Annotated in this window: 19 protein-coding genes and 1 riboswitch; of the genes, 9 read left to right on the top strand and 10 right to left on the bottom strand. The window is 66.3% G+C overall.

All coding sequences use genetic code 11. The features are described from left to right. Nucleotides 1–7: 7 nt before the first annotated feature. Nucleotides 8–577: a TMEM165/GDT1 family protein gene (locus BDW16_RS20050; protein WP_066581470.1), complete on the bottom strand. Its 570-nt coding sequence runs from the start codon at nucleotides 575–577 to the stop codon at nucleotides 8–10. 16 nt (nucleotides 578–593) lie between these two features. Then, nucleotides 594–777, bottom strand: a riboswitch (yybP-ykoY riboswitch). Between the two features lie 93 nt (nucleotides 778–870). Here BDW16_RS20050 and BDW16_RS20045 point away from each other — a divergent pair. Together BDW16_RS20045 and BDW16_RS20040 are read left to right on the top strand one after the other, a co-directional pair. Continuing rightward, complete coding sequence (locus BDW16_RS20045) at nucleotides 871–1,635, top strand: class II aldolase/adducin family protein (protein ID WP_066581472.1); 765 nt, start codon at nucleotides 871–873, stop codon at nucleotides 1,633–1,635. A 411-nt stretch (nucleotides 1,636–2,046) separates the two neighbouring features. Next, nucleotides 2,047–2,385: a YciI family protein gene (locus BDW16_RS20040; protein WP_066581520.1), complete on the top strand. Its 339-nt coding sequence runs from the start codon at nucleotides 2,047–2,049 to the stop codon at nucleotides 2,383–2,385. A gap of 15 nt (nucleotides 2,386–2,400) precedes the next feature. On the opposite strand, the gene BDW16_RS20035 is transcribed toward BDW16_RS20040, so the two are convergent. The 4 genes from BDW16_RS20035 to BDW16_RS20020 are packed head-to-tail and all read right to left on the bottom strand — an operon-like array spanning nucleotide 2,401 to nucleotide 7,296. Beyond that, on the bottom strand, nucleotides 2,401–3,189 hold the full coding sequence (locus tag BDW16_RS20035) for an alpha/beta fold hydrolase (RefSeq protein WP_066581475.1): 789 nt from the start codon (nucleotides 3,187–3,189) through the stop codon (nucleotides 2,401–2,403). 45 nt (nucleotides 3,190–3,234) lie between these two features. Continuing rightward, nucleotides 3,235–5,115 carry an acetyl/propionyl/methylcrotonyl-CoA carboxylase subunit alpha gene (locus BDW16_RS20030; RefSeq protein ID WP_066581478.1) on the bottom strand — a complete coding sequence of 627 codons (1,881 nt, stop codon included), beginning with the start codon at nucleotides 5,113–5,115 and terminating at the stop codon, nucleotides 3,235–3,237. A gap of 10 nt (nucleotides 5,116–5,125) precedes the next feature. Beyond that, on the bottom strand, nucleotides 5,126–5,695 hold the full coding sequence (locus BDW16_RS20025) for a hypothetical protein (RefSeq protein ID WP_066581481.1): 570 nt from the start codon (nucleotides 5,693–5,695) through the stop codon (nucleotides 5,126–5,128). Further along, entirely contained in the window at nucleotides 5,695–7,296 is a 1,602-nt protein-coding gene (locus tag BDW16_RS20020) for a carboxyl transferase domain-containing protein (RefSeq protein WP_066581523.1), read from the bottom strand. The genes BDW16_RS20025 and BDW16_RS20020 overlap by 1 nt, the downstream gene beginning before the upstream one ends. A 48-nt stretch (nucleotides 7,297–7,344) precedes the next feature. On the opposite strand from BDW16_RS20020, the gene BDW16_RS20015 reads away from it, so the two are divergent. Continuing rightward, nucleotides 7,345–7,683, top strand: coding sequence for a DMT family protein (locus tag BDW16_RS20015; protein WP_066581483.1), 339 nt, complete (start codon nucleotides 7,345–7,347; stop codon nucleotides 7,681–7,683). A gap of 1 nt (nucleotide 7,684) precedes the next feature. Here the strand turns inward: BDW16_RS20015 and BDW16_RS20010 are convergent, their stop codons facing one another. Both BDW16_RS20010 and BDW16_RS20005 read right to left on the bottom strand, forming a co-directional pair. Continuing rightward, nucleotides 7,685–8,032, bottom strand: a complete 348-nt coding sequence (locus tag BDW16_RS20010) for a hypothetical protein (RefSeq protein WP_066581485.1) — start codon at nucleotides 8,030–8,032, stop codon at nucleotides 7,685–7,687. Then, complete coding sequence (locus BDW16_RS20005) at nucleotides 8,029–9,186, bottom strand: isovaleryl-CoA dehydrogenase (protein ID WP_066581488.1); 1,158 nt, start codon at nucleotides 9,184–9,186, stop codon at nucleotides 8,029–8,031. The genes BDW16_RS20010 and BDW16_RS20005 overlap by 4 nt, the downstream gene beginning before the upstream one ends. Before the next feature lie 90 nt (nucleotides 9,187–9,276). Here BDW16_RS20005 and BDW16_RS20000 point away from each other — a divergent pair, with 90 nt between their 5' ends. From BDW16_RS20000 to BDW16_RS19980, 5 genes are all read left to right on the top strand, one after another. Then, nucleotides 9,277–10,143, top strand: coding sequence for a LysR family transcriptional regulator (locus tag BDW16_RS20000; protein WP_066581491.1), 867 nt, complete (start codon nucleotides 9,277–9,279; stop codon nucleotides 10,141–10,143). A gap of 50 nt (nucleotides 10,144–10,193) precedes the next feature. After that, nucleotides 10,194–10,643: a MaoC family dehydratase gene (locus BDW16_RS19995; RefSeq protein ID WP_066581494.1), complete on the top strand. Its 450-nt coding sequence runs from the start codon at nucleotides 10,194–10,196 to the stop codon at nucleotides 10,641–10,643. 290 nt (nucleotides 10,644–10,933) lie between these two features. Continuing rightward, nucleotides 10,934–11,449, top strand: a complete 516-nt coding sequence (locus BDW16_RS19990) for a (2Fe-2S)-binding protein (protein WP_066581497.1) — start codon at nucleotides 10,934–10,936, stop codon at nucleotides 11,447–11,449. 104 nt (nucleotides 11,450–11,553) lie between these two features. Continuing rightward, nucleotides 11,554–12,399 (top strand): RcnB family protein, encoded by an 846-nt coding sequence (locus BDW16_RS19985; RefSeq protein WP_083954460.1) that lies wholly within the window; start codon nucleotides 11,554–11,556, stop codon nucleotides 12,397–12,399. A gap of 85 nt (nucleotides 12,400–12,484) precedes the next feature. Further along, complete coding sequence (locus BDW16_RS19980) at nucleotides 12,485–13,189, top strand: 2OG-Fe(II) oxygenase (protein WP_066581506.1); 705 nt, start codon at nucleotides 12,485–12,487, stop codon at nucleotides 13,187–13,189. Between the two features lie 116 nt (nucleotides 13,190–13,305). Here the strand turns inward: BDW16_RS19980 and BDW16_RS19975 are convergent, their stop codons facing one another. The 3 genes from BDW16_RS19975 to BDW16_RS19965 form a co-directional block, all read right to left on the bottom strand. After that, nucleotides 13,306–13,698 (bottom strand): response regulator, encoded by a 393-nt coding sequence (locus BDW16_RS19975; RefSeq protein ID WP_066581509.1) that lies wholly within the window; start codon nucleotides 13,696–13,698, stop codon nucleotides 13,306–13,308. A gap of 62 nt (nucleotides 13,699–13,760) precedes the next feature. Then, complete coding sequence (locus tag BDW16_RS19970; RefSeq protein WP_083954461.1) at nucleotides 13,761–16,187, bottom strand: ATP-binding protein; 2,427 nt, start codon at nucleotides 16,185–16,187, stop codon at nucleotides 13,761–13,763. Next, a complete protein-coding gene (locus tag BDW16_RS19965) occupies nucleotides 16,187–17,590 on the bottom strand; it encodes an EAL domain-containing protein (RefSeq protein ID WP_241230569.1) in 1,404 nt (467 codons plus the stop codon). Before BDW16_RS19965 ends, BDW16_RS19970 begins: the two co-directional genes overlap by 1 nt. Nucleotides 17,591–18,031: 441 nt before the next feature. On the opposite strand from BDW16_RS19965, the gene BDW16_RS19960 reads away from it, so the two are divergent. Next, entirely contained in the window at nucleotides 18,032–19,357 is a 1,326-nt protein-coding gene (locus BDW16_RS19960; RefSeq protein ID WP_066581512.1) for a UDP-glucose dehydrogenase family protein, read from the top strand. Nucleotides 19,358–19,387 lie beyond the last annotated feature (30 nt).

The following is a 19,387-nucleotide window of genomic DNA, read 5'->3' as shown; positions in this document are numbered from 1 at the left end:
GCGCAGCCTATCCGGCCAGCGCAGTCTGCGCGAGCATCCAGATGCCGATGGCCAGGAACATGAGGGCCGCGACGATACGGACGGTGCGCAGCGGGACGCGCCTGACCAGCTCGTTGCCGAGGAAGACCGCCGGAACATTGGCGATCATCATTCCAAGGGTGGTTCCGGCGGTGACCCAGCCGACCTCGGCAAAGCGGGCGCCGAGCGCGATCGTCGCGACCTGGGTCTTGTCGCCCATCTCGACCAGGAAGAAGGCGATAGCCGTGGTCGCAAATGCACCGTATTTCAAAGGCTTGCTATCCTCATTGTCGAGCTTGTCGGGGATCAGCGTCCACGCCGCCATGACGATGAAGGAGGCCGCGATCAGGTAGCGGAACCACGCCCCTTCCAGCCAAGCCGCCGCCTGCTGCCCCACCAGCGCGGCGAGGAAATGATTGGCGAGGGTCGCGACGAGGATGCCGAGGATGATCGGCATCGGCCGCTTGAAACGGGTGGCCAGCACAATCGCCAACAGCTGCGTCTTGTCGCCGATCTCGGCGAGCGCGACCAGCGCGGTAGAGGTGAGGAAGGCTTCCAAGACAGGTCTCCAGGCCGGGCGGTGCGAAGTTCCAACGACACCACACCCTCCCGCCCAGCCTGAGCGGAAAGCATGGCGCCATTGGTCTCGCCCGAACGGGACGCAAGTCCCTGTTCCCTTCGCGCCATGGCCTCTCGACCAAGTGTGTTGACGCGGAGGCCCGTCGCAAGACGGCTGGCTACTCCCCAGATGACTGCGGCGGCCCCTAGCGGCTTCGCCCGCGCAACGCAAGTTGCCCTGCCCCGCCGCTTCATGGCATACATACCGCAACCACGAAAAACGGAGAGGGTATCATGGCCACCGCCGCCGCCGAGACCAGCCGCGTCATGACCGACGCCGAATGGGAGGCGCGCCAGCAGCTCGCTTCCGCCTACCGCGTGTTCGACATGCTCGGCTGGTCCGAGATGATCTACAACCACATCACGCTGAAGGTGCCGGGCGAGGATCATGCGTTCCTGATCAACCCGTTCGGGCTGCATTTCAGCGAGGTGAAGGCGTCGAACCTGGTCAAGATCGATATCGACGGCAACAAGCTCGACGGCAGCCCGTACCTCGTCAACCGCGCCGGCTTCGTCCAGCATTCGGTGTTCCACCGCAACCTGCCCGACGTGCATTGCATCATGCACACCCACACCACCGCGGGGATGGCGGTGAGCAGCCTGGAGGGCGGGCTGCAGCCGATCAACTTCTACGCCTGCAACTTCGCCGGGCAGATCGCCTATCACGACTTCGAGGGCGTGACGGTGCGCGACGAGGAAGGCGACCGGCTGATCGAGAATCTGGGCGACAAGCGGATGCTGCTGCTGCGCAACCACGGCATCGTCGCGATGGGCCGTACCCTGCCCGAGGCGTTCGTCAAGCATTGGGCACTGCAACGCGCCTGCGAGATCCAGCTCGCCACCCTGTCGATGGGCAAGCCGCTGGTGGTGCCGGACGAGGTGGTCGCGGTGCATCAGCGCGACCTGCACATGGCGCAGGCATCGATCGCCCCGGGCGCGGCCGACTTTGCCGCAATGGTGCGGCTGGTCGACCGCACCGACAAGAGCTGGCGCGAATAGCACGAACGGCGGCCGGCAAAGTTCACACTTGAATTGGCTGCGCGGTGCATCCTGTTCTCTTTCGCTTTCCCGTCCAATGCCGAGGATCGCAGTATAACCCATTTGGCTCGTGTAGGAAAACTTCACCAGGTTATTACGGTTATCCCGTGACTTACACGGCTGACGGGTTTCAGCGGGTGAGGACAACCGTACCGGACGGCGGAAGGCAGGGCGAAGGGCATTGAGGAACAGGTGGAGGTCGATGTTGCGGCGATGCTTCCGACGCGATTGCAGATCCGCCAGCGCAACGGCGAGCATGTCGATGCCACGCGGCGCTCCGGCAAACCGGAGATGTCGCACGCGCCTGCCAATCGCGCAGCGCATCCACCCTGCCCGCTTGCTGCGGCCCGATCTTCGCGACATCATCGCGGCATGACCAAATACCTCATCTCCTTCCCCGCCGAGGCCATGCAGGTCTCACAAGACGAGCTTCCGGCCGTGTCGATCGACGCGCATGCGGTGGTCGAGGAGGCCAAGGCCGCGGGAGTCTATGTATTCGGCGGCGGGATCGACGAGAGCGTCGCGCCGGTGCGGGTCTCCGGCGACGGATCGGTATCGGGCGAGACCTATCCGGGCAGCCGGCTGAATGGCGGGTTCCTGGTGCTGGAGGTGCCAACGCGCGACGAGGCGGTCGAATGGGCGCGCCGGATCGCGGTCGCATGCCGTTGCGCACAGGAGTTGCGCGAATTCGCATACGATCCTGCGAGCTAGGACGCCGTTGTCGCGCTAGACCGTCCGCACAAGATCCCGGACCAGGTTCAGCACCGTATCCGGCATCTCGCGATGCGGCATGTGGTGGCAGTCCTTGAGGATCACCGCGCGGGCCGGGCCGCCGGCGAGCGCGGCGATGCGTTCGGGATGCGCGTTCGAGCCATATTCGTCGTGATCGCCGTGCAGCGCCAGCACCGGGCAGCGTAGCCGGCGAAGCTCGTCGTCGAGCGACCAGGTCGCGAAGGCGGGCCTCCGCCAGGTCCCGATCCAGGCGTCGAGCACCCAGCGCGCCTTGTCGCCATGATATCTGGCGACGCGTTCGACTTGGCTTTCGGCCTCGAACGCGATCCTCGCCGCTTCGATGCCGGCGAGGGTCCGGTCTTCGGTAAAGGCCTGCGCCGCCAGTGTGATGATCGCGTCGGTTTCGACGGGGAACGCCGCGCCGCTCGCGATCGCCATGCCGCCGCCGACACTGTGCCCGAACAGGATCATGCGATCGATCGCGAACGCCGCCCGGATCGGGGCCAGACCCGAGCGCGCCTCGTCCTGCACGAAGTCGTTCCGGAGCGTGCCCGGATGCGGGTCCGACCGCCCGAAGCCGAGCCGGTCATATGCGATCACGGTGCGGCCGGTGGCCGCGGCGAGCTGTGCGGGGAAATCGCGCCACTGTTCGACCGAACCGAGGCTGTCGTGGAACAGGACGAACGGCGCAAGACCATTTGCCGGGGCGGCCTTCCATTCGCGGGCGAAGAGACGGCCGGCGGGGGTTTCGACATAGCGGTCGAAGGACGAAGGGTTATTCATGGCGCGCACATATGACACCCGCGGCGGACGAGCCGCCGCGCGGCCTCACTCCCCCTTCGCGACCTTGACCAGCAGCGCGTCGACCTGAACCTGAGCGCCCGCGACGGCGTTGAGGGTTTCGATCGTGCCGTCGAACGGGGCGGTGAGCGCCTGCTCCATCTTCATCGCTTCGAGCACCAGCAGCTTCTGGCCGGCGATAACCGCCTGCCCCTCCGCCACCTCGACCGAAACGATGCGGCCCGGCATCGGGGCAAGGATCGAGCCGTCTCCCGCCGCGGCGCCCGCGGCGCCGTCGGTGCGGTCGGCGGTGACGCGGAAGGTCGCGCCGCCATGGACGAGCAGCGCCGCGCCGTCGCGCTCATGGCCGTAGAAATGCGAGGCGATGTCGCCATGGTCGGCGGTGAACACAATCCGCTCACCATTCACGGCGAGCGCACGCTGGGTTACCGGCGAGCGGTTGAGGCGGAAGCCTTCGAGGCCGTGTGCCATCGACAGGGTGTCGGACGGGATGTCCGTTTCAAGCCAATAGGTCGCACGGGTCAGATCGGCCGCGGTCGGAAGCGGATCGATCGTCAGCACCTCGCCGCGGCGCTCGATCAGCCCGGTATCGAGCTGCGCACGGACGAAATCGCCGTCGCCGAGCAGGCGGAACAGGAAGCCGGCATTGGTGCGCACCGGCCAGACGGTGAGGTAGCTGAGCTCCGAGCGGAGCAAGGCGATCGCTTCCTCCCGCGTATCGCTGTGAACGATCAGCTTGGCGATCATCGGATCGTAGAAGGGCGAGATCACCGAGCCCGCCTCGACCCCGGTATCGACGCGCGCGTTGACCGGGAAGTCGAGCACCTCGAGCTTGCCGGTGCTGGGCAGGAAGCCGCGTGCGGGATCCTCGGCATAGAGCCGCGCCTCGATCGCATGGCCGCTGATCGCGATCTCTTCCTGCCGCAGCGGGAGCGGTTCGCCGCTGGCGACGCGGAGCTGCCATTCGACGAGATCGACGCCGGTGATCGCCTCCGTCACCGGATGCTCGACCTGAAGCCGCGTGTTCATCTCCATGAACCAGATCCGGTCGGCGTGCAGGCCCTGCGACGCATCGGCGATGAACTCGATCGTCCCCGCGCCGACATAGTTGACCGCGCGCGCGGCCTTGACCGCCGCTTCGCACACCGCAAAGCGCGCCGACTTGTCCATGCCCGGCGCGGGGGCTTCCTCGATCACCTTCTGGTGGCGGCGCTGCATCGAGCAGTCGCGCTCGAACAGATGGACGATGTTGCCGTGGCTGTCGCCGAACACCTGCACCTCGATATGGCGCGGGGCGAGGATATACTTCTCGATCAGCACGCGATCGTCGCCGAACGACGAGGCGGCCTCGCGCTGGCAGCTGGCAAGCGCGTCGGCGAAATCCTCGGCCACGTCGACGCGCCGCATCCCCTTGCCCCCGCCGCCCGCGACCGCCTTGATCAGAACGGGGTAGCCGATCTTGTCGGCCTCACGCTGGAGACGGTCGAGCGACTGGTCCTCGCCGAGATAGCCGGGGGTGACGGGGACGCGGGCGTCCTGCATCAGCTTCTTGGCGGCATCCTTGAGGCCCATGGCGCGGATGCTGTCGGGGTTGGGCCCGACCCAGATCAGGCCGGCGGCGACCACCGCCTCGGCGAAGTCCGCATTCTCCGAGAGGAAGCCGTAGCCGGGGTGGATCGCCTCGGCGCCGGTCTCCTTCGCGGCGGCGATGACCCGCTCGCCGACAAGATAGGATTCGCGCGCCTGCGAGCCGCCGATATGCACCGCCTGATCGGCCTCCCGGACGTGGAGGGCGTGCGCGTCGGCGTCCGAATAGACCGCGACGGTGCGGATGCCGAGCTTCCGCGCGGTGCGGATGATGCGGCAGGCGATCTCGCCGCGATTGGCGATGAGGAGGGAGTTGATCATACAGTATTCCTCAATACCGGTCGCCGAAGTCGGCTCGCCGTTGTTCTCGGGCCTTTTTCCTGCGATTGAGCGGCTCACGAAGCTGCTTTTCTCTCATGCGAGGACCAACGCCACTCTTGATCATGTATTCTTGCAAGGCCATTCCGGCGCCATAGACCTGATCAGCAACGGCGAGCAGCTCTTCGACTTTCACCGGCTTGATTTCGGCCTGGAGGCTACCGCGGGCTTTTTCCCGCAAACTATAAATTTCACCGCTATCGGGATGGATGGCGAATGCGTTGTGAGCCACCTCATTCCGAAGCTGCATTGCAGCTCTAATATTGTCTAGAATATCGTCGACTTCATCGACAGCGCTAGCGCTGGGTGCATTTAGTTCGACCACAGCACGAATGATGTCGTCTTTCATGGGCAGGGACATATGAGTGCCCAAGGCGATCGTCTCGATGATATCCGCACCGAGTAACGCCCCAAGAAAGCTTCTCATGATCTCTTCGGTCTGAGAGGCGCAAGAAATAACAAGGCCAATTGCTCTGAGGTAATCGTCCGGCAACTTATTCGGATTGAATTCATAAACTGTCATCACATCCGGAACACGCCGAAGCGTGTCCCCTCCTCCACCGGCGCATTCAGCGTTGCCGCGAACGCCAGCCCGAGGACGTCGCGGGTCTGGGCGGGGTCGATGATGCCGTCGTCCCACAGGCGTGCCGTCGCGTGCCAGGGGTTACCCTCGTCCTCGTACTTCTGGCGGATCGGGGCCTTGAAGGTCTCGGCCTGCTCGGGCGTCCAGCTGTCGGCGTCGCGATGGACGGTGGCGAGCACCGATGCGGCCTGTTCGCCGCCCATCACGCTGATGCGGCTGTTGGGCCAGCTGAACAGGAAGCGGGGCGAGTAGGCGCGGCCGCACATGCCGTAATTGCCCGCGCCGAAGCTGCCGCCGATCAGCACGGTGATCTTGGGCACGCTGGCGGTGGCGACGGCGGTGACGAGCTTGGCGCCGTGCTTGGCGATCCCCTCCGCCTCGTACTTGCCGCCGACCATGAAGCCCGAGATGTTCTGGAGGAACAGCAACGGGATGCGGCGCTGGCAGGCCAGCTCGATGAAGTGCGCGCCCTTGACCGCGCTCTCACTGAACAGCACGCCGTTATTGGCGAGGATCGCGACCGGCATGCCCCAGATATGCGCGAAGCCGCAGACGAGGGTCGAGCCGTAGGGCGCCTTGAACTCGTGGAACTCGGAGCCGTCGACGATGCGGGCGATGACTTCGTGGACGTCGTAGGGCGCGCGGACATCGGTGGGGACGATGCCGTAGAGCTCCTCGGCGTCGAATTTGGGCGGGCGCGGATCGAGGATCGCGACGTCGGGCGTGCGATCGCGCGGGAGATGGCTGACGATGTCGCGGACGATGGTCAGCGCATGCTCGTCATTCTCCGCAACATGATCGACCACGCCCGACTTGCGGCCGTGCAGGTCGCCACCGCCGAGATCCTCGGCGCTGATCTCCTCGCCCGTCGCCGCCTTCACCAGCGGCGGGCCGGCGAGGAAGATCGTGCCCTGATTGCGCACGATCACGCTCTCGTCCGACATCGCCGGGACATAGGCGCCGCCGGCGGTGCAGCTGCCCATCACGCAGGCGATCTGCGGGATGCCCTTGGCGGACATGTTCGCCTGGTTGAAGAAGATGCGGCCGAAATGCTCCTTGTCGGGAAACACCTCTGCCTGATGCGGCAGGTTCGCGCCGCCGCTGTCGACGAGGTAGATGCAGGGCAGCCGGTTGGCCTCCGCGATCTCCTGGGCGCGCAGGTGCTTCTTGACGGTCATCGGGTAGTAGGTGCCGCCCTTCACCGTCGCGTCGTTGCACACGATCATGCACTGGCGGCCCGAGACGCGGCCGATGCCGGCGATCATGCCCGCGCCGGGCACTTCGCCTTCGTACATGTCACATGCGGCGAGCTGGCCGATCTCGAGGAACGGCGAGCCGGGGTCGAGCAGCCGCTCGACGCGCTCGCGGGGGAGCAGCTTGCCGCGTGAGGTGTGGCGCTCGCGGCTCTTCTCGTTGCCGCCGAGCGCGGCCTGCGCCACATCGGCATGAAGCTTCTCCGCCAGCGCGCGATTGTGCGCAGCATTGGTGCGGAAGCCCTCATCCTCAGGGGAGAGCGCGGATCTGAGGACGGGACCGCTCATCTTGCGCACTCCGCGCGGGCGGCGCACAGCGGCGCGAAGGGGGACTTCATGACGACCATCCTGCTGCTCATTATTTCCAACGTCCTCATGACCATCGCCTGGTACTGGCATTTGGGGAAAGCGGGCCTCGACAAGCCCCTCATGACCGTCATCCTGATCTCCTGGGCAATCGCCGGAGCCGAATATTGCTTTGCAGTACCCGCGAACCGCGTCGGGTTTCTGGCAGGCTGGACGCCCGGCCAGCTCAAGATCGCGCAGGAGGCGATCGCGCTGATCGTGTTCGGGGTCTTCATGGTCACGGTGCTGGGCGAAGCGCTGCACTGGCGCCATGCCGCAGCGTTCGTCTGCATCATGGGCGGCGTCGCCTTCCTGTTCGTGGGGAAGTAGCTCACGCCGCGCCGATCAGCGCGCAGATGCCGGCACCGCTCAGCACCGGCCAGCCGACATGCTTGCCGCGGGTCCAGACGAGGCTGACCAGGCCGAGCCCGAGCCAGATCGCGCCGATCGCGCGGATCAGTGCGGCGGGCGTGCCGGGCCAGACGACGGCGATCGCCGTGGCCGCCATCAGCACGCTGGTGACGTGCCAGGCATAGCGGATGATCGTGCGCGCAAAGCCGCCGGCCAGCACCCCATGACGGGCGCGCAGCATCGGACCGATCAGCTTCGCCTCACCCAGGATCGAATGGGTGATCCCGGTCGCGAGCATCAGCGCCGCCGAGGCCCAGAGCCAGATCACGCGGCACCGATCAGCTCGCGGCCGATCAGCATGCGGCGGATCTCGTTGGTCCCCGCCCCGATGTCGAGCAGCTTGGCGTCGCGCAGGAAGCGCTCGACCGGCCAGTCCTTGGTATAGCCCGCGCCGCCCAGCGCCTGAACCGCCTCGCCGGCGACCCTGAAGGCATTCTCGCTGGCGAGCAGGATCGCGCCCGCGGCGTCGAAGCGCGTAGTCTTGCCCGCGTCGCACGCCTGGGCGACGGCATAGACATAGGCGCGCGCCGAATTGAGCGCGACATACATGTCGGCGACCTTGGCCTGCATCAGCTGGAAGCTGCCGATCGCCTGGCCGAACTGCTTGCGCTCGCGCAGGTACGGCAGGACCACGTCGAGGCAGGCCTGCATGATGCCGAGCTGGATGCCGGCGAGCACGGTGCGCTCGTAATCGAGGCCGGACATGAGCACGCCGACGCCGCCGTTGAGCGGGCCCATGACGTTCTCCTCGGGCACTTCGCAATCGTCGAACACCAGCTCCGCGGTGGGCGAGCCGCGCATGCCCATCTTGTCGATCTTCTGCCCGATGCTGAAGCCGGGCATGTCCTTCTCGATCAGGAAGGTGGTGATGCCGCGCGAGCCTTCGCCGGTCTTGGCATAGACCACCAGCGTATCGGCATAGGCCGCGTTGGTGATCCAGAACTTGGTGCCGTTGAGGACGTAGCGGTCGCCCTTGTGCTCGGCGCGCAGCTTCATGCTGACGACGTCCGACCCGGCGCCTGCTTCGGACATGGCGAGGCTGCCGACATGCTCGCCGCTGATCAGCCTGGGCAGGTATTTCGCCTTCTGCGCGGGGCTGGCCCAGCGGCTGATCTGGTTGACGCAGAGATTGGAGTGCGCGCCGTAGCTGAGGCCGATCGAGGCCGAGGCACGGCTGACTTCCTCGCACGCGATGACATGTTCGAGATAGCCGAGGCCCAGGCCGCCGAATTCCTCATCGACGGTGATGCCGTGCAGGCCGAGCTCGCCCATCGCGGTCCACAGCTCGTCGCGGGGGAACCAGTCCTCGGCGTCGATCTTCGCGGCGAGCGGCTCGATCCGCTCCTTCGCGAAACGCTGGGTGGTGTCGCGGATCATCTCCGCGGTCTCGCTCAGCGCGAAATCCATCTGGGGCAGGCTCATTCGGCTCTCCTGGGACTTTTGCCGTACTCTAGCGATGGAATGCGCCGGAGAAAAATTGAAAGGCGGCGCGCAACAGCATAGATGACATCTATGATCGACCGCTATCTGCTGCGCTATTTCCTCGCCGTCATCGATAGCGGGACGTTCACCGCGGCCGCCGCTCAGGTCAATGTGTCCCAGCCCACCCTCTCGGCCGGCATCGCCAAGCTGGAGCGCGAGGCCGGCGCCAAGCTGTTCCGGCGCAACAGCCAGCGCGTCGAGCTGACCGAGGCGGGCGCGCGCTTCGCGGTGCATGCACGACGGATCGAACGCGAGTTCAATCTGGCCCAGGCGTCGATCGACGGCGTCGCGTCCGGTGGCACGCTGCGGCTGGGCGTGCTCAACACGATCGCCAGCGCGGAGCTGGCCGCCTTCGCAGCATTGGCAGCGCGCGCGGCGCCCGAGCTTGCGGTCGAGCTGGTCGAGGGCAATGCGGCGGCGCTGTCGCAGCATCTGTCGCGCGGGCGGATCGATCTTGCGCTCACCGCCACGCAGCGCGAGCCGGGCGCGGAGATGGAGCCGCTGCGCAGCGAGGCGTTCGTCCTTGCGCTCACCGCGTCGCATCCACTTGCCGGCGAGGCGGCGGTGCCCGGCGAGGCGCTGGCAGGCGAAACGATGATCGTCCGGCGCAATTGCGAGGCGCTGTCGGAGACCAGCCGCTATTTCACCCGGCGCGGTATCCGCCCCTTCTTCGCGCTGCGTACCACCAATGACGACCGCGCGCTGGAGATGGTGGCGGCGGGGCTCGGTGCGACGGTAATTCCCCAGTCGCATCGCCATCCCGGCGTCGCGAGCCCGGCGCTGCTCGGCTTCGGCGCCGCGCGCACGCTGGCGCTGGCCTGGGGTGACGACACCGCGGCGATCCGCGAGGCGGCGGCCCCCCTCACGGATGCGCTGCGCACCCAATTCGGGGGCTGACAGGCGGCGAAGCGGCGCTATGTGAAGCGCAAATCAAGGGAGAGCAGGACATGGCCGGGCGCTATTTCGACGAGTGGCGGGTGGGCGACAGGATCGTGCACGACCTGCGCCGTACGGTGACCGAGACCGACAATCTGCTCGTCTCTACCCTCACCCACAATCCGCAGCCGCTGCACCTCGACGCCGACTATGCCGGCGCAACCGAGTTCGGCCGGATCGTCGTCAACGGCACCTTCACCTTCGCACTGCTGATCGGCATCTCCGTCGGCGACACCACGCTCGGCACGCTGGTCGCGAACCTCGGCTATGACGAGGTGCGGATGCCCAAGCCGGTCTTCATCGGCGACACGCTGCGCGCCGAGACCGAAGTAGTCGAACTGCGCCCCTCCAAGTCCCGCCCCGGCCAGGGCATCGTCACCTTCCGCCATGTCATGCTCAACCAGCGCGACGAGACGGTGTGCACCTGCCTGCGCAGCGCGCTGCTGCAAGCACGGAGCTGAACGCTCGTGCCGCTCCCGCCCGCCACGATCACCCGCGACTGCGTGATCCTGGGGAGCGAAACGTGACCGCCTCGCTCCGGCGCGATCGTACGGGAACGGCGGCGGATGCAGGGCGCGGCCTTCCTGGCGAGGGGCGGATCCGCGTCGCGACTGCTCGAGGCGGCCCCCGCGCTCGACTGCCCCCTGTTCCAGCGTCGCTGAAGCGCATGCAGGCATTGCTTCTGCCCCGCTGAAGGGATTCGACCGTCCGGGCTTGGGTTTCGTGCGGCATCCGCTAGGGTGCGCCCCGCATGACCCGGTTCACCGTCAACAACCAGCCCGTCGAATACAAGCTCGATGCGCGGACGCCGCTGCTCTGGGCGCTGCGCGATGCATCGAACCTGACCGGCACCAAATATGGCTGCGGCACGGGCGATTGCGGCGCATGCACGGTCGATATCGATGGTGCCGCGGTGCGATCGTGCCAGGTCACGATCGGGGCGATCGAGGGGAGCTTCGTCACCACGATCGAAGGGCTGGCGGAGAATCGCGCGCATCCGGTGCAGCGCGCCTTCCTCGCCGCCAATGTCGGCCAGTGCGGCTATTGCATCCCCGGCATGGTCATGGCCGCGTCGGTGCTGCTGCGGAAGAACCGCAACCCCTCGGACGAGGAGATCGCCGCGGCGATCACCAACCTCTGCCGCTGCGGCGTCTATCCCCGCCTGATCGAAGCCGTGGGGCGTGCGGCCCGGCTTGCCCGCGGCGAAGACGACAGCAGCGCGGGGGAGCCCGACGATCAGCAGACCGCGATCGAGCCCGAAGCCTGAATCCTTTCGCAATGCTGTCAGCGCAATTCAGACGCGTGTCAGCCGACTCGGTGCATTAGCGGGTTATTCTGAACGCCGGCGCTCTGCCGGAGCGGAGGACCGAGATGAAAAAGTTTGTTCTGGCCGCGCTGATCGGTGCGACCATCCTGACCCCCACCATGGCGGTCGCGCAGGAGCGTGGCCAGTGGCGCGGCCGTGACGGCGGCGGCGAAGCGCGGCAGCAACAGCGCGAACAGTTCCGCGCGCAGCGTGAGCAATTCCGCGCCCAGCGCGAACAGCAGCGTGCGCAGCAGCCGCAGTTCCAGCGGCCCGAGCGCCCCGATCGGCCTCAGTTCCAACGCCCCGAACGGCCCGAGCGGCCGCAATTCCAGCGCCCCGCACAACCCCAGGGCGTGACGCCGCAGCCGCAGCAGGATCGCCGCGACTGGCGTCAGGATCGCCGCGACGACCGCCGGGACTGGCGTAACGACCGGCGGGACGACCGCCGCGACTGGCGACAGGACCGCAACGACGACCGCCGGGACTGGCGCAACGACCGCCGGGACGATCGCCGCGACTGGAACCGTGACCGCCGCGACGACAATCGCCGCGACTGGAATCGGGATCGCGACTGGAATCGCGACCGGGGCGACAACCGCAACTGGAACCGCGGCTGGCGCCAGGATCGCCGTTACAACTGGGGCGACTATCGCAACCGCAACCGCAACATCTACCGCCTGCCGCGCTACTACGCCCCGCGCGGCTACAATTACGGCTATCAGCGCTTCTCGATCGGGCTGACGCTGGGATCGATGCTGTTCTCGTCGAACTACTGGATCAACGATCCGTTCTACTATCGCCTGCCGCCGGCCTATGGGCCGTATCGCTGGGTGCGTTACTATAACGATGCGCTGCTGGTGGATATCCATACCGGCCAGGTCGTGGACGTCGAATACGACATCTTCTGGTAGGGCGATCGCCGATCGTCACGCGGAGGCCCGGCCGGCAACGGCCGGGCCTCTTGCGTTTCACGGCGCCCTCGGCAAGTTGGCCGCCATGAGCATCTTCGCCAAACCCAAACCCAAACAGGGCGGCGCCTCGATGACCCGCGCGCGCGCCGGGCAGCAGGTCACGACCCGGCTCGAGGCCAATCCGGCAATCCGCAAGGCCAAGATCGATGCCGCCCAGATCTACTATTATCCCGGCTTTCTGAACGATGCCGAGTGCGACACGCTGATACGGCTGATCGACGCCAATCGCCGTCCCTCGACGCTGCTCGCGGCTTCGGAAGACCCCGAATTCCGCACCAGCGAAAGCTGCGACCTCGACCGCTGGTCGCCCGATGTACGCCCGCTGGACGAGCGGATGGCGAACCTGCTGGGCGTCCCTCCAGAACATGGCGAGACGATGCAGGGCCAGCGCTATGCCCCCGGCCAGCAATTCCGCCCGCACTATGACTGGTTCAGCGAGAATCAGGAATATTGGACCGCGATGAAGGCGTCGGGCGGCCAGCGTACCTGGACGACGATGATCTACCTCAACGACGTCGAGGAAGGCGGCGCGACCTGGTTCCCCCAGGCCGGGATCCGCGTGACGCCCAAGCGCGGGCTGCTGCTCGCCTGGAACAACATGAAGCCCGACGGTTCGCCCAATCCCGGCACGCTGCACGAGGGCAGCCCGGTGGTGAAGGGCACCAAGTACATCATCACCAAATGGTTCAGGGAGTTCCCCTGGATCAACCTGCCGATCAAGACCTATTGATTGGGGTAGGACGGCACCGGCCCGCTCCCCCACCCGGCCACCCATCCAGAATAGGCTGTGGGTGGCCGGGTGGGGGAGCGGGCCGGTGCTGCTCGCCGCGTGAGCGGCGCAAACGTCTAAAGCAGCATCCCGTCGCCGCCGCTGCGCAGCGCGAGCACGCGGCCGATCGTGTCGAACAGCGCGTCCATCGCCACCGGCTTGAACAGCACCTCGTCCGCCCCCGCGGTCAGGCAGCGTTCGCGCAGGTCGATCGCGGTATCGGCGGTGACGACGATAATCGGCAGTTCGGCCTTGGCGTCGTCGCGCGCCCGGATGCGTTCGATCGCCTCGATCCCGTCCATCCCCGGCATCCGCAGATCGACCAGCACGACATCGAAATCCTCGGCACCGATACGCCGCAACCCCTCTTCGGCATGCTCCGCCTCGGCCATCGACGCGCCGGCCACGTCAAGCATGTCGCGAACGACACGGCGGTTCATGGGATCGTCTTCGATAAACAGGATATTCATGTGCGGGCCATGCCCATCTCGTTGCCGTCGCGAGGTGAGGATATCATATGTGTGCTATCGTCTTAAGCCGCTTGCGACACAAGTCGGGATGCGGTGGATTGCCCAGAATTCTGTGGGCGCCCGGCCACCAGCGCTTCGACCAGCGCCGCCCCCGCGACGGGCTTGGCGACGACGGTATCCGCACCTGCTTCCGCCAGCGCCGCGAGCATCGCTTCGTCCGGCTTGACCCAGAGCACCGCGCTCCGTCCGCCCTTTTCCTTTACGGCCTTGGCGAGGCTGGCCAGAACCGCCACCGCATCGTCCCCCGCCGCCTTGAGCGTCGCCTCTTCGCCGAGCAGCAGCGCCGGGCCCGAACCGGTCAGCATCGCCAGCGCCTCGTCGGGTGTCGCCGCAAACTGGACTGAGGAGAAATGCGGTTCGAGCAGGGTGCGCAGCATGCCGCGTGCGATCGGGTTGCGGTCGAGCACGATCACCGGCTCGCCCGGCCCGCCGGCCGCGCCCGCGCCGTCCGGCGCCGCAGCCTCGATCAGCGGCAGATCGACGGTGAAGGTCGTCCCCTCGCCTTCCACGCTCGCGACCGAAACGTCGCCGTCGAGCGCCCGGGCGAGATTGCGCACGATCGCAAGGCCCAGCCCGGTCCCGCCGAACTTGCGCGTGGTGCCCGCATCGACCTGGCGGAAGGATTCGAAGATCTCCTCATGCTTCTCGGCAGGAATGCCGATGCCGCTGTCGGACACCGCGATGCGCAGCCGCCCGTCCGTGGCAAAAGCCTTGACCGCAACCGTCCCCTTTTCGGTGAACTTGAGCGCGTTGGAGAGCAGGTTGAACAGCATCTGCCGCAGCCGTCCGGCATCGGTTTCGACCCAGGCCGGCGCGCCTTCGGTCTCGAGCTTGAAGTCGAGCCCCTTGCCGCGTGCCTGCTCTTCCCACATCCGCGTCACATCGCGCAGCATCGCGTGCAGATCGGCGGCGGCCAGCTCGACCGTCAGATTGCCGGTCTCCATCTTCGCCACGTCGAGAATGTCGTCGACCAGCGCCCGCATCGTCATGCCCGCGCCGTGCACGATGCCCAGCCGGTCGCGCGTCTGCGCCGGCACCGTCGGGTCGCGCAGCATGATCTGGGTCATGCCGAGAATCCCGTTGAGCGGGGTGCGGATCTCGTGGCTGGTCGTCGCGAGGAACTCGGTCTTGGCCTTCAATGCCTTTTCGAGCGCGACGTTGGTCTCGCCCAGTTCGACGTTCGCGGCGCGCACCTGGTTGCGGCTGCGGCGGATCGTGAACAGGCCGATGCTCAGCAAGGTGATGATGATCAGCGTCGCGCCGCCCACCCCGAACAGCAGGGTGCGCTGGAATTCGGCTTCGCGCCGGGCTTCGTCCGCCTTCAGGTTCGCGATGCGCAGCTCCTGATTGGCATAGTCGAAGCGCGCGGCCATCAGCGCGATGTTCGTCGACGTGGCGAGCTGAGCGGCCTCGTCGCCAAGCTTGCGGACGCGCTCAAGATGCGGCAACGCCAGTGCGCTTTCGCCGAGCTTGCGATAGATATTATAGGCAGTCAGGTGCGCGTCGCGATACGCGATCGACGTTTGCGAGAGGTCGACCCCGGCGAAACTGCGCTCGATCAGCGAGCGGGCGCGGTTCAATTGCCCGCGGTGATAGGCCGCGTCCGCCGAGATTGCCAGGAGTTGCGCCTCGGGGCCCTTGCCGTCGTTGCGGCGCACGATCTCCATTGCCTCGTCGAGAACCGCGTCCGCCTCGTCCAGCTTGTCTTCCGAGATAAGTGAGCGTGCGAGATTGGCAAGGATCGGAGGCAGGACGGTTTCACTTCCCAGGCTGCGTGCCGTCGCCAGCGCGCGCCGGTACTGCGCCGACGCGTCCGCATTGCGTTCCAGCCGCAAGAGCACGTTGCCGCGATTATTGTAGAGGAACAACAACAGCCGCGGATCGCCCTCATAGATTTCAGACGCCTGGCGGAAATATTTGTCGGCGCTCGCGAAGTCGTTGGCCTCGGTATAGAGGTTCGCGATCGTCTGAAGGGCGATCGACTGGCTCCGCTTCTCGCCCACCGCGCCGAAGATGTTGAACGCTTCCTGGAGCGATGCCAGCGCTTCGGCCGGGCGCATCTCGTCCTGCTGGACGCCGGCCCGCGCGAGCAGCAGATCGCCGCGCAGCTTGCTCGGCTCGGGATAGGGACTGATCAGCTGCAGCGCGCGGGCGATGCGGGGCTCCGCCGTCTTTGAATCGCGTGTGCGGATCGAAGCCTCGCTCTGCAACCACAGCGCAGTCGCGATCGCCGTCGCCTTTGCGCGCGGATCGGTGATCACGGCCGCGCGGCGTTCGGCCTCGCCCGCCAGTTTGAGCGCCTCGCCAGGCTGCGTGATCATCGCAGCCTTGGCGCGGTCGATCAGAGTTTCCGCGGCACTCTGTTGCGCAAGTGCCGGAGCCGATAGCCCCAGCGTAATCGCCGCAACGATGGGAAGGAGCCGGCGCATCAGCCGCTCTTGCGCCAGAAGCCCTCGGGCCGCGCGAAGGTGGGCCGGATCGCCGACGCCGCCTTGTGCCCTTCCTCGTCGAGGAAGCGGATAAAGGCGTCAAGCGCGACCGGGCGGCTGATCAGGAAGCCCTGAACCATGTCGCAGCCCATCACGCTCAACAGCGCCAGCGCGGCCGGCGTCTCCACACCTTCCGCCGTCACTTCCATCTCCAGTGCGTGCGCAAGGTCGATGGTCGAGCGGACGATCAGCGGATCGCGATTGCTGCTGGTCAGCTGCATCACGAACATCTTGTCGATCTTGAGTTCGGTCGCTGGCAACTGCTTGAGATAGGCGAGCGACGAAAGCCCCGCGCCATAGTCGTCGATGGCGAGCGGGATGCCGATTTCCGAGAAGGACTGGAGGTGGCGGATCGCGCTGTCCGGATCGCGGATCACCGCCGTCTCGGTGATCTCGAACCCGATCTTCGCGCCGGTCTCGCGGATGATCCGGCACGCCTCGGTCACGAACGCGGCATCGGCCAGGAGCACGCCCGAAATGTTGATGAACACGGGCATGTCATGGCCATGCGCGGCCAATACCTGCTGATCGGCGATCACCTGGCGCAGCGTCCACAGCGTGAGGCCGGCGATCTCGCCCCCCTCTTCAGCGGCGGAAATGAAGTCGCCGGGCAGGATCAGCCCGCGCACCGGATGCCGCCAGCGCACCAGCGCCTCGGCACCGGTCACGGCTTCCTTCCGGACATGAACCTTGGGCTGATATTGCAGGAACAATTGCCCGGAGCTGATCGCGCGCGGCAGTTCGCGGATCAGCGCCAGCCGGTCGAAGGCGATGTCGGTCTGCGACAGGTCGAGCGTCACGATGCGCGATTCTGCGCGTGCCTGCGCAAGCGCCGATTCCGCGGCCTCGGTCAGACGCACCTCGTCGTCCTCGATCGCGGGCGCCACCGCAATGCCCCAGCGGAGCTGAATCACGTGCCGTTCGCCGTCGAGATCGACGGTGCGAGTGAATTCGCGCGCCAGTCGCTCGATCACCCCGGTCGCGGATTCGGCCGAGTCGGCTTCGAACGACATTTCGAGCAGCGAGCGGCCGGCCGCGGCAAGCCGGACATCGGGTTCGAGCCGGCCGATATGGTCGGCCAGGTCGCGCACCAGCGTGTCCGCGCGGGGCCGGCCAAGATGCCGGCGAAGCGATTGAAAATTCGAGATTTCGCAGAGCGATAGCGCGCGCCACAGGCCGGTTGCCGGGCCGGCGTCGCCGTCTCTGCGGACAACCGCGCCACGCTTGCGGGAAAGCACCATGGGCATCGGCATGTCGAGCCGCGCCGGAAGGCCGGACGACACGGCGTCATCCGCCAGCAAGGGCGGATTCGTGACTTCGGCGGGTTCGACACGCTCGGACATCAGATCCGCGAATAACTCCCACTCTTGAAGGAACTCTTAAGGACGAAACGCACGCCGTGCGGTGGCGCCCCTGTCCACCGCTATCAGTAAATCTTGATTTAAAGTTAAAATTCAATTAAGCATTCGCCCGTGCGCGTAATTGCGCACATGGGAGAAAATGAATGTTCGATTTCCTGTTTCGGGAAACCTACGGCGAGTCGCTTCGCCCCTGGTAATTCCGGAAAGCCCGGATGGGCGGTGCCACGGACGGTCCGCGGCTCTCGACCCGTCCGGGCTCTCTTCCCGTTCATGACATTGGTAACGGCAGCGCGCGTACCCCTCCGGACCGCGCTTTTTTTGCGTCCGCAGCGCATCGTTGGTGGACACCGCATCGGCAGCCGCCCCTTGCCGTCCCACCCTGTTGCGCTAAGAGCACGCTGACGTTCAACGAAAGGTCTTGGCGTGCGTATTGCGATGATTGGTACCGGCTATGTGGGCCTCGTTTCGGGGGCCTGCTTCTCGGATTTCGGGCACGATGTGGTTTGCGTGGACAAGGACGCGCGCAAGATCGAACTGCTGCACCAGAATGTCATGCCGATCTATGAGCCCGGCCTGGCCGAGTTGGTCGCGTCGAACGTGCAGGCGGGACGCCTGTCGTTCACCACCAACCTTGCCGAAGGCGTGAAGGGCGCGGACGCGGTGTTCATCGCGGTCGGCACCCCCAGCCGCCGCGGGGACGGTCATGCCGACCTTTCCTATGTCTTCGCCGCCGCCGAGGAGATCGTCGCCGCACTCGATGGCCCGGCGGTAATCGTCACCAAGTCCACCGTCCCGGTCGGCACCGGCGACGAGGTCGAGCGGATCGTCGCCCGGATCGCGCCGGACAAGTGCATCAAGGTCGTCTCCAATCCGGAATTCCTGCGCGAGGGCGCGGCGATCGAGGATTTCAAGCGGCCGGACCGCGTCGTGGTGGGCAGCGAGGACGAGGGCGCCAGCGAGGTGATGCGCGGCATCTACCGCCCGCTGTCGCTCAACCAGTCGGCGCCCGTCATGTTCACCGGCCGCCGCACCGCCGAGCTGATCAAATATGCCGCAAATGCGTTCCTCGCGGTCAAGATCACTTTCATCAACGAGATCGCGGACCTGTGCGAACAGGTCGGCGCCGACGTGCAGGAAGTGTCGCGCGGCATCGGCATGGACAACCGCATCGGCCGCAAGTTCCTGAACGCCGGGCCCGGCTATGGCGGTTCGTGCTTCCCCAAGGATACGCTGGCGCTGCTCAAGACCGCCGACGACCATGAGACGCCGCTGCGCATCGTCGAGGCGACCGTGCAGGTCAACGACCAGCGCAAGCGCGCCATGGGCCGCAAAGTCATCAAGGCGATGGGCGGCGAAGTCCGCGGGAAAACCGTTGCAATTCTTGGACTTACCTTCAAGCCCAACACCGACGACATGCGCGACGCACCGTCGATCGCGATCATCCAGACGCTGCAGGATGCTGGCGCGACCGTGAAGGCGTTCGACCCCGAGGGCGTCGAACAGGCCAGGCTGGTCATCAAGGACGTCGAATTCTCCGCCAGCCCCTATGCGGCCGCGGAAGGCGCCGACGCGCTGGTGATCGTGACCGAGTGGGACGCATTCCGTGCGCTCGACCTCAATCGGATGAAATCACTGCTCAACCAGCCGCTGCTGATCGATCTGCGCAACATCTACCCCGCCGCCGAGGCCGAACGCGCCGGCTTCACGTTCGTCGGCGTCGGCAAGCCACGGCGGGACAGCAACGGCTGACCGATTCCGCCTGCACCCTTCACGCGAGAT

The organism is Sphingomonas koreensis (assembly GCF_002797435.1).
Lineage (GTDB): Bacteria > Pseudomonadota > Alphaproteobacteria > Sphingomonadales > Sphingomonadaceae > Sphingomonas > Sphingomonas koreensis.
The sequence above is the reverse complement of the archived record's forward strand: the minus strand, read 5'-3'. Positions and strand labels throughout refer to the sequence as shown.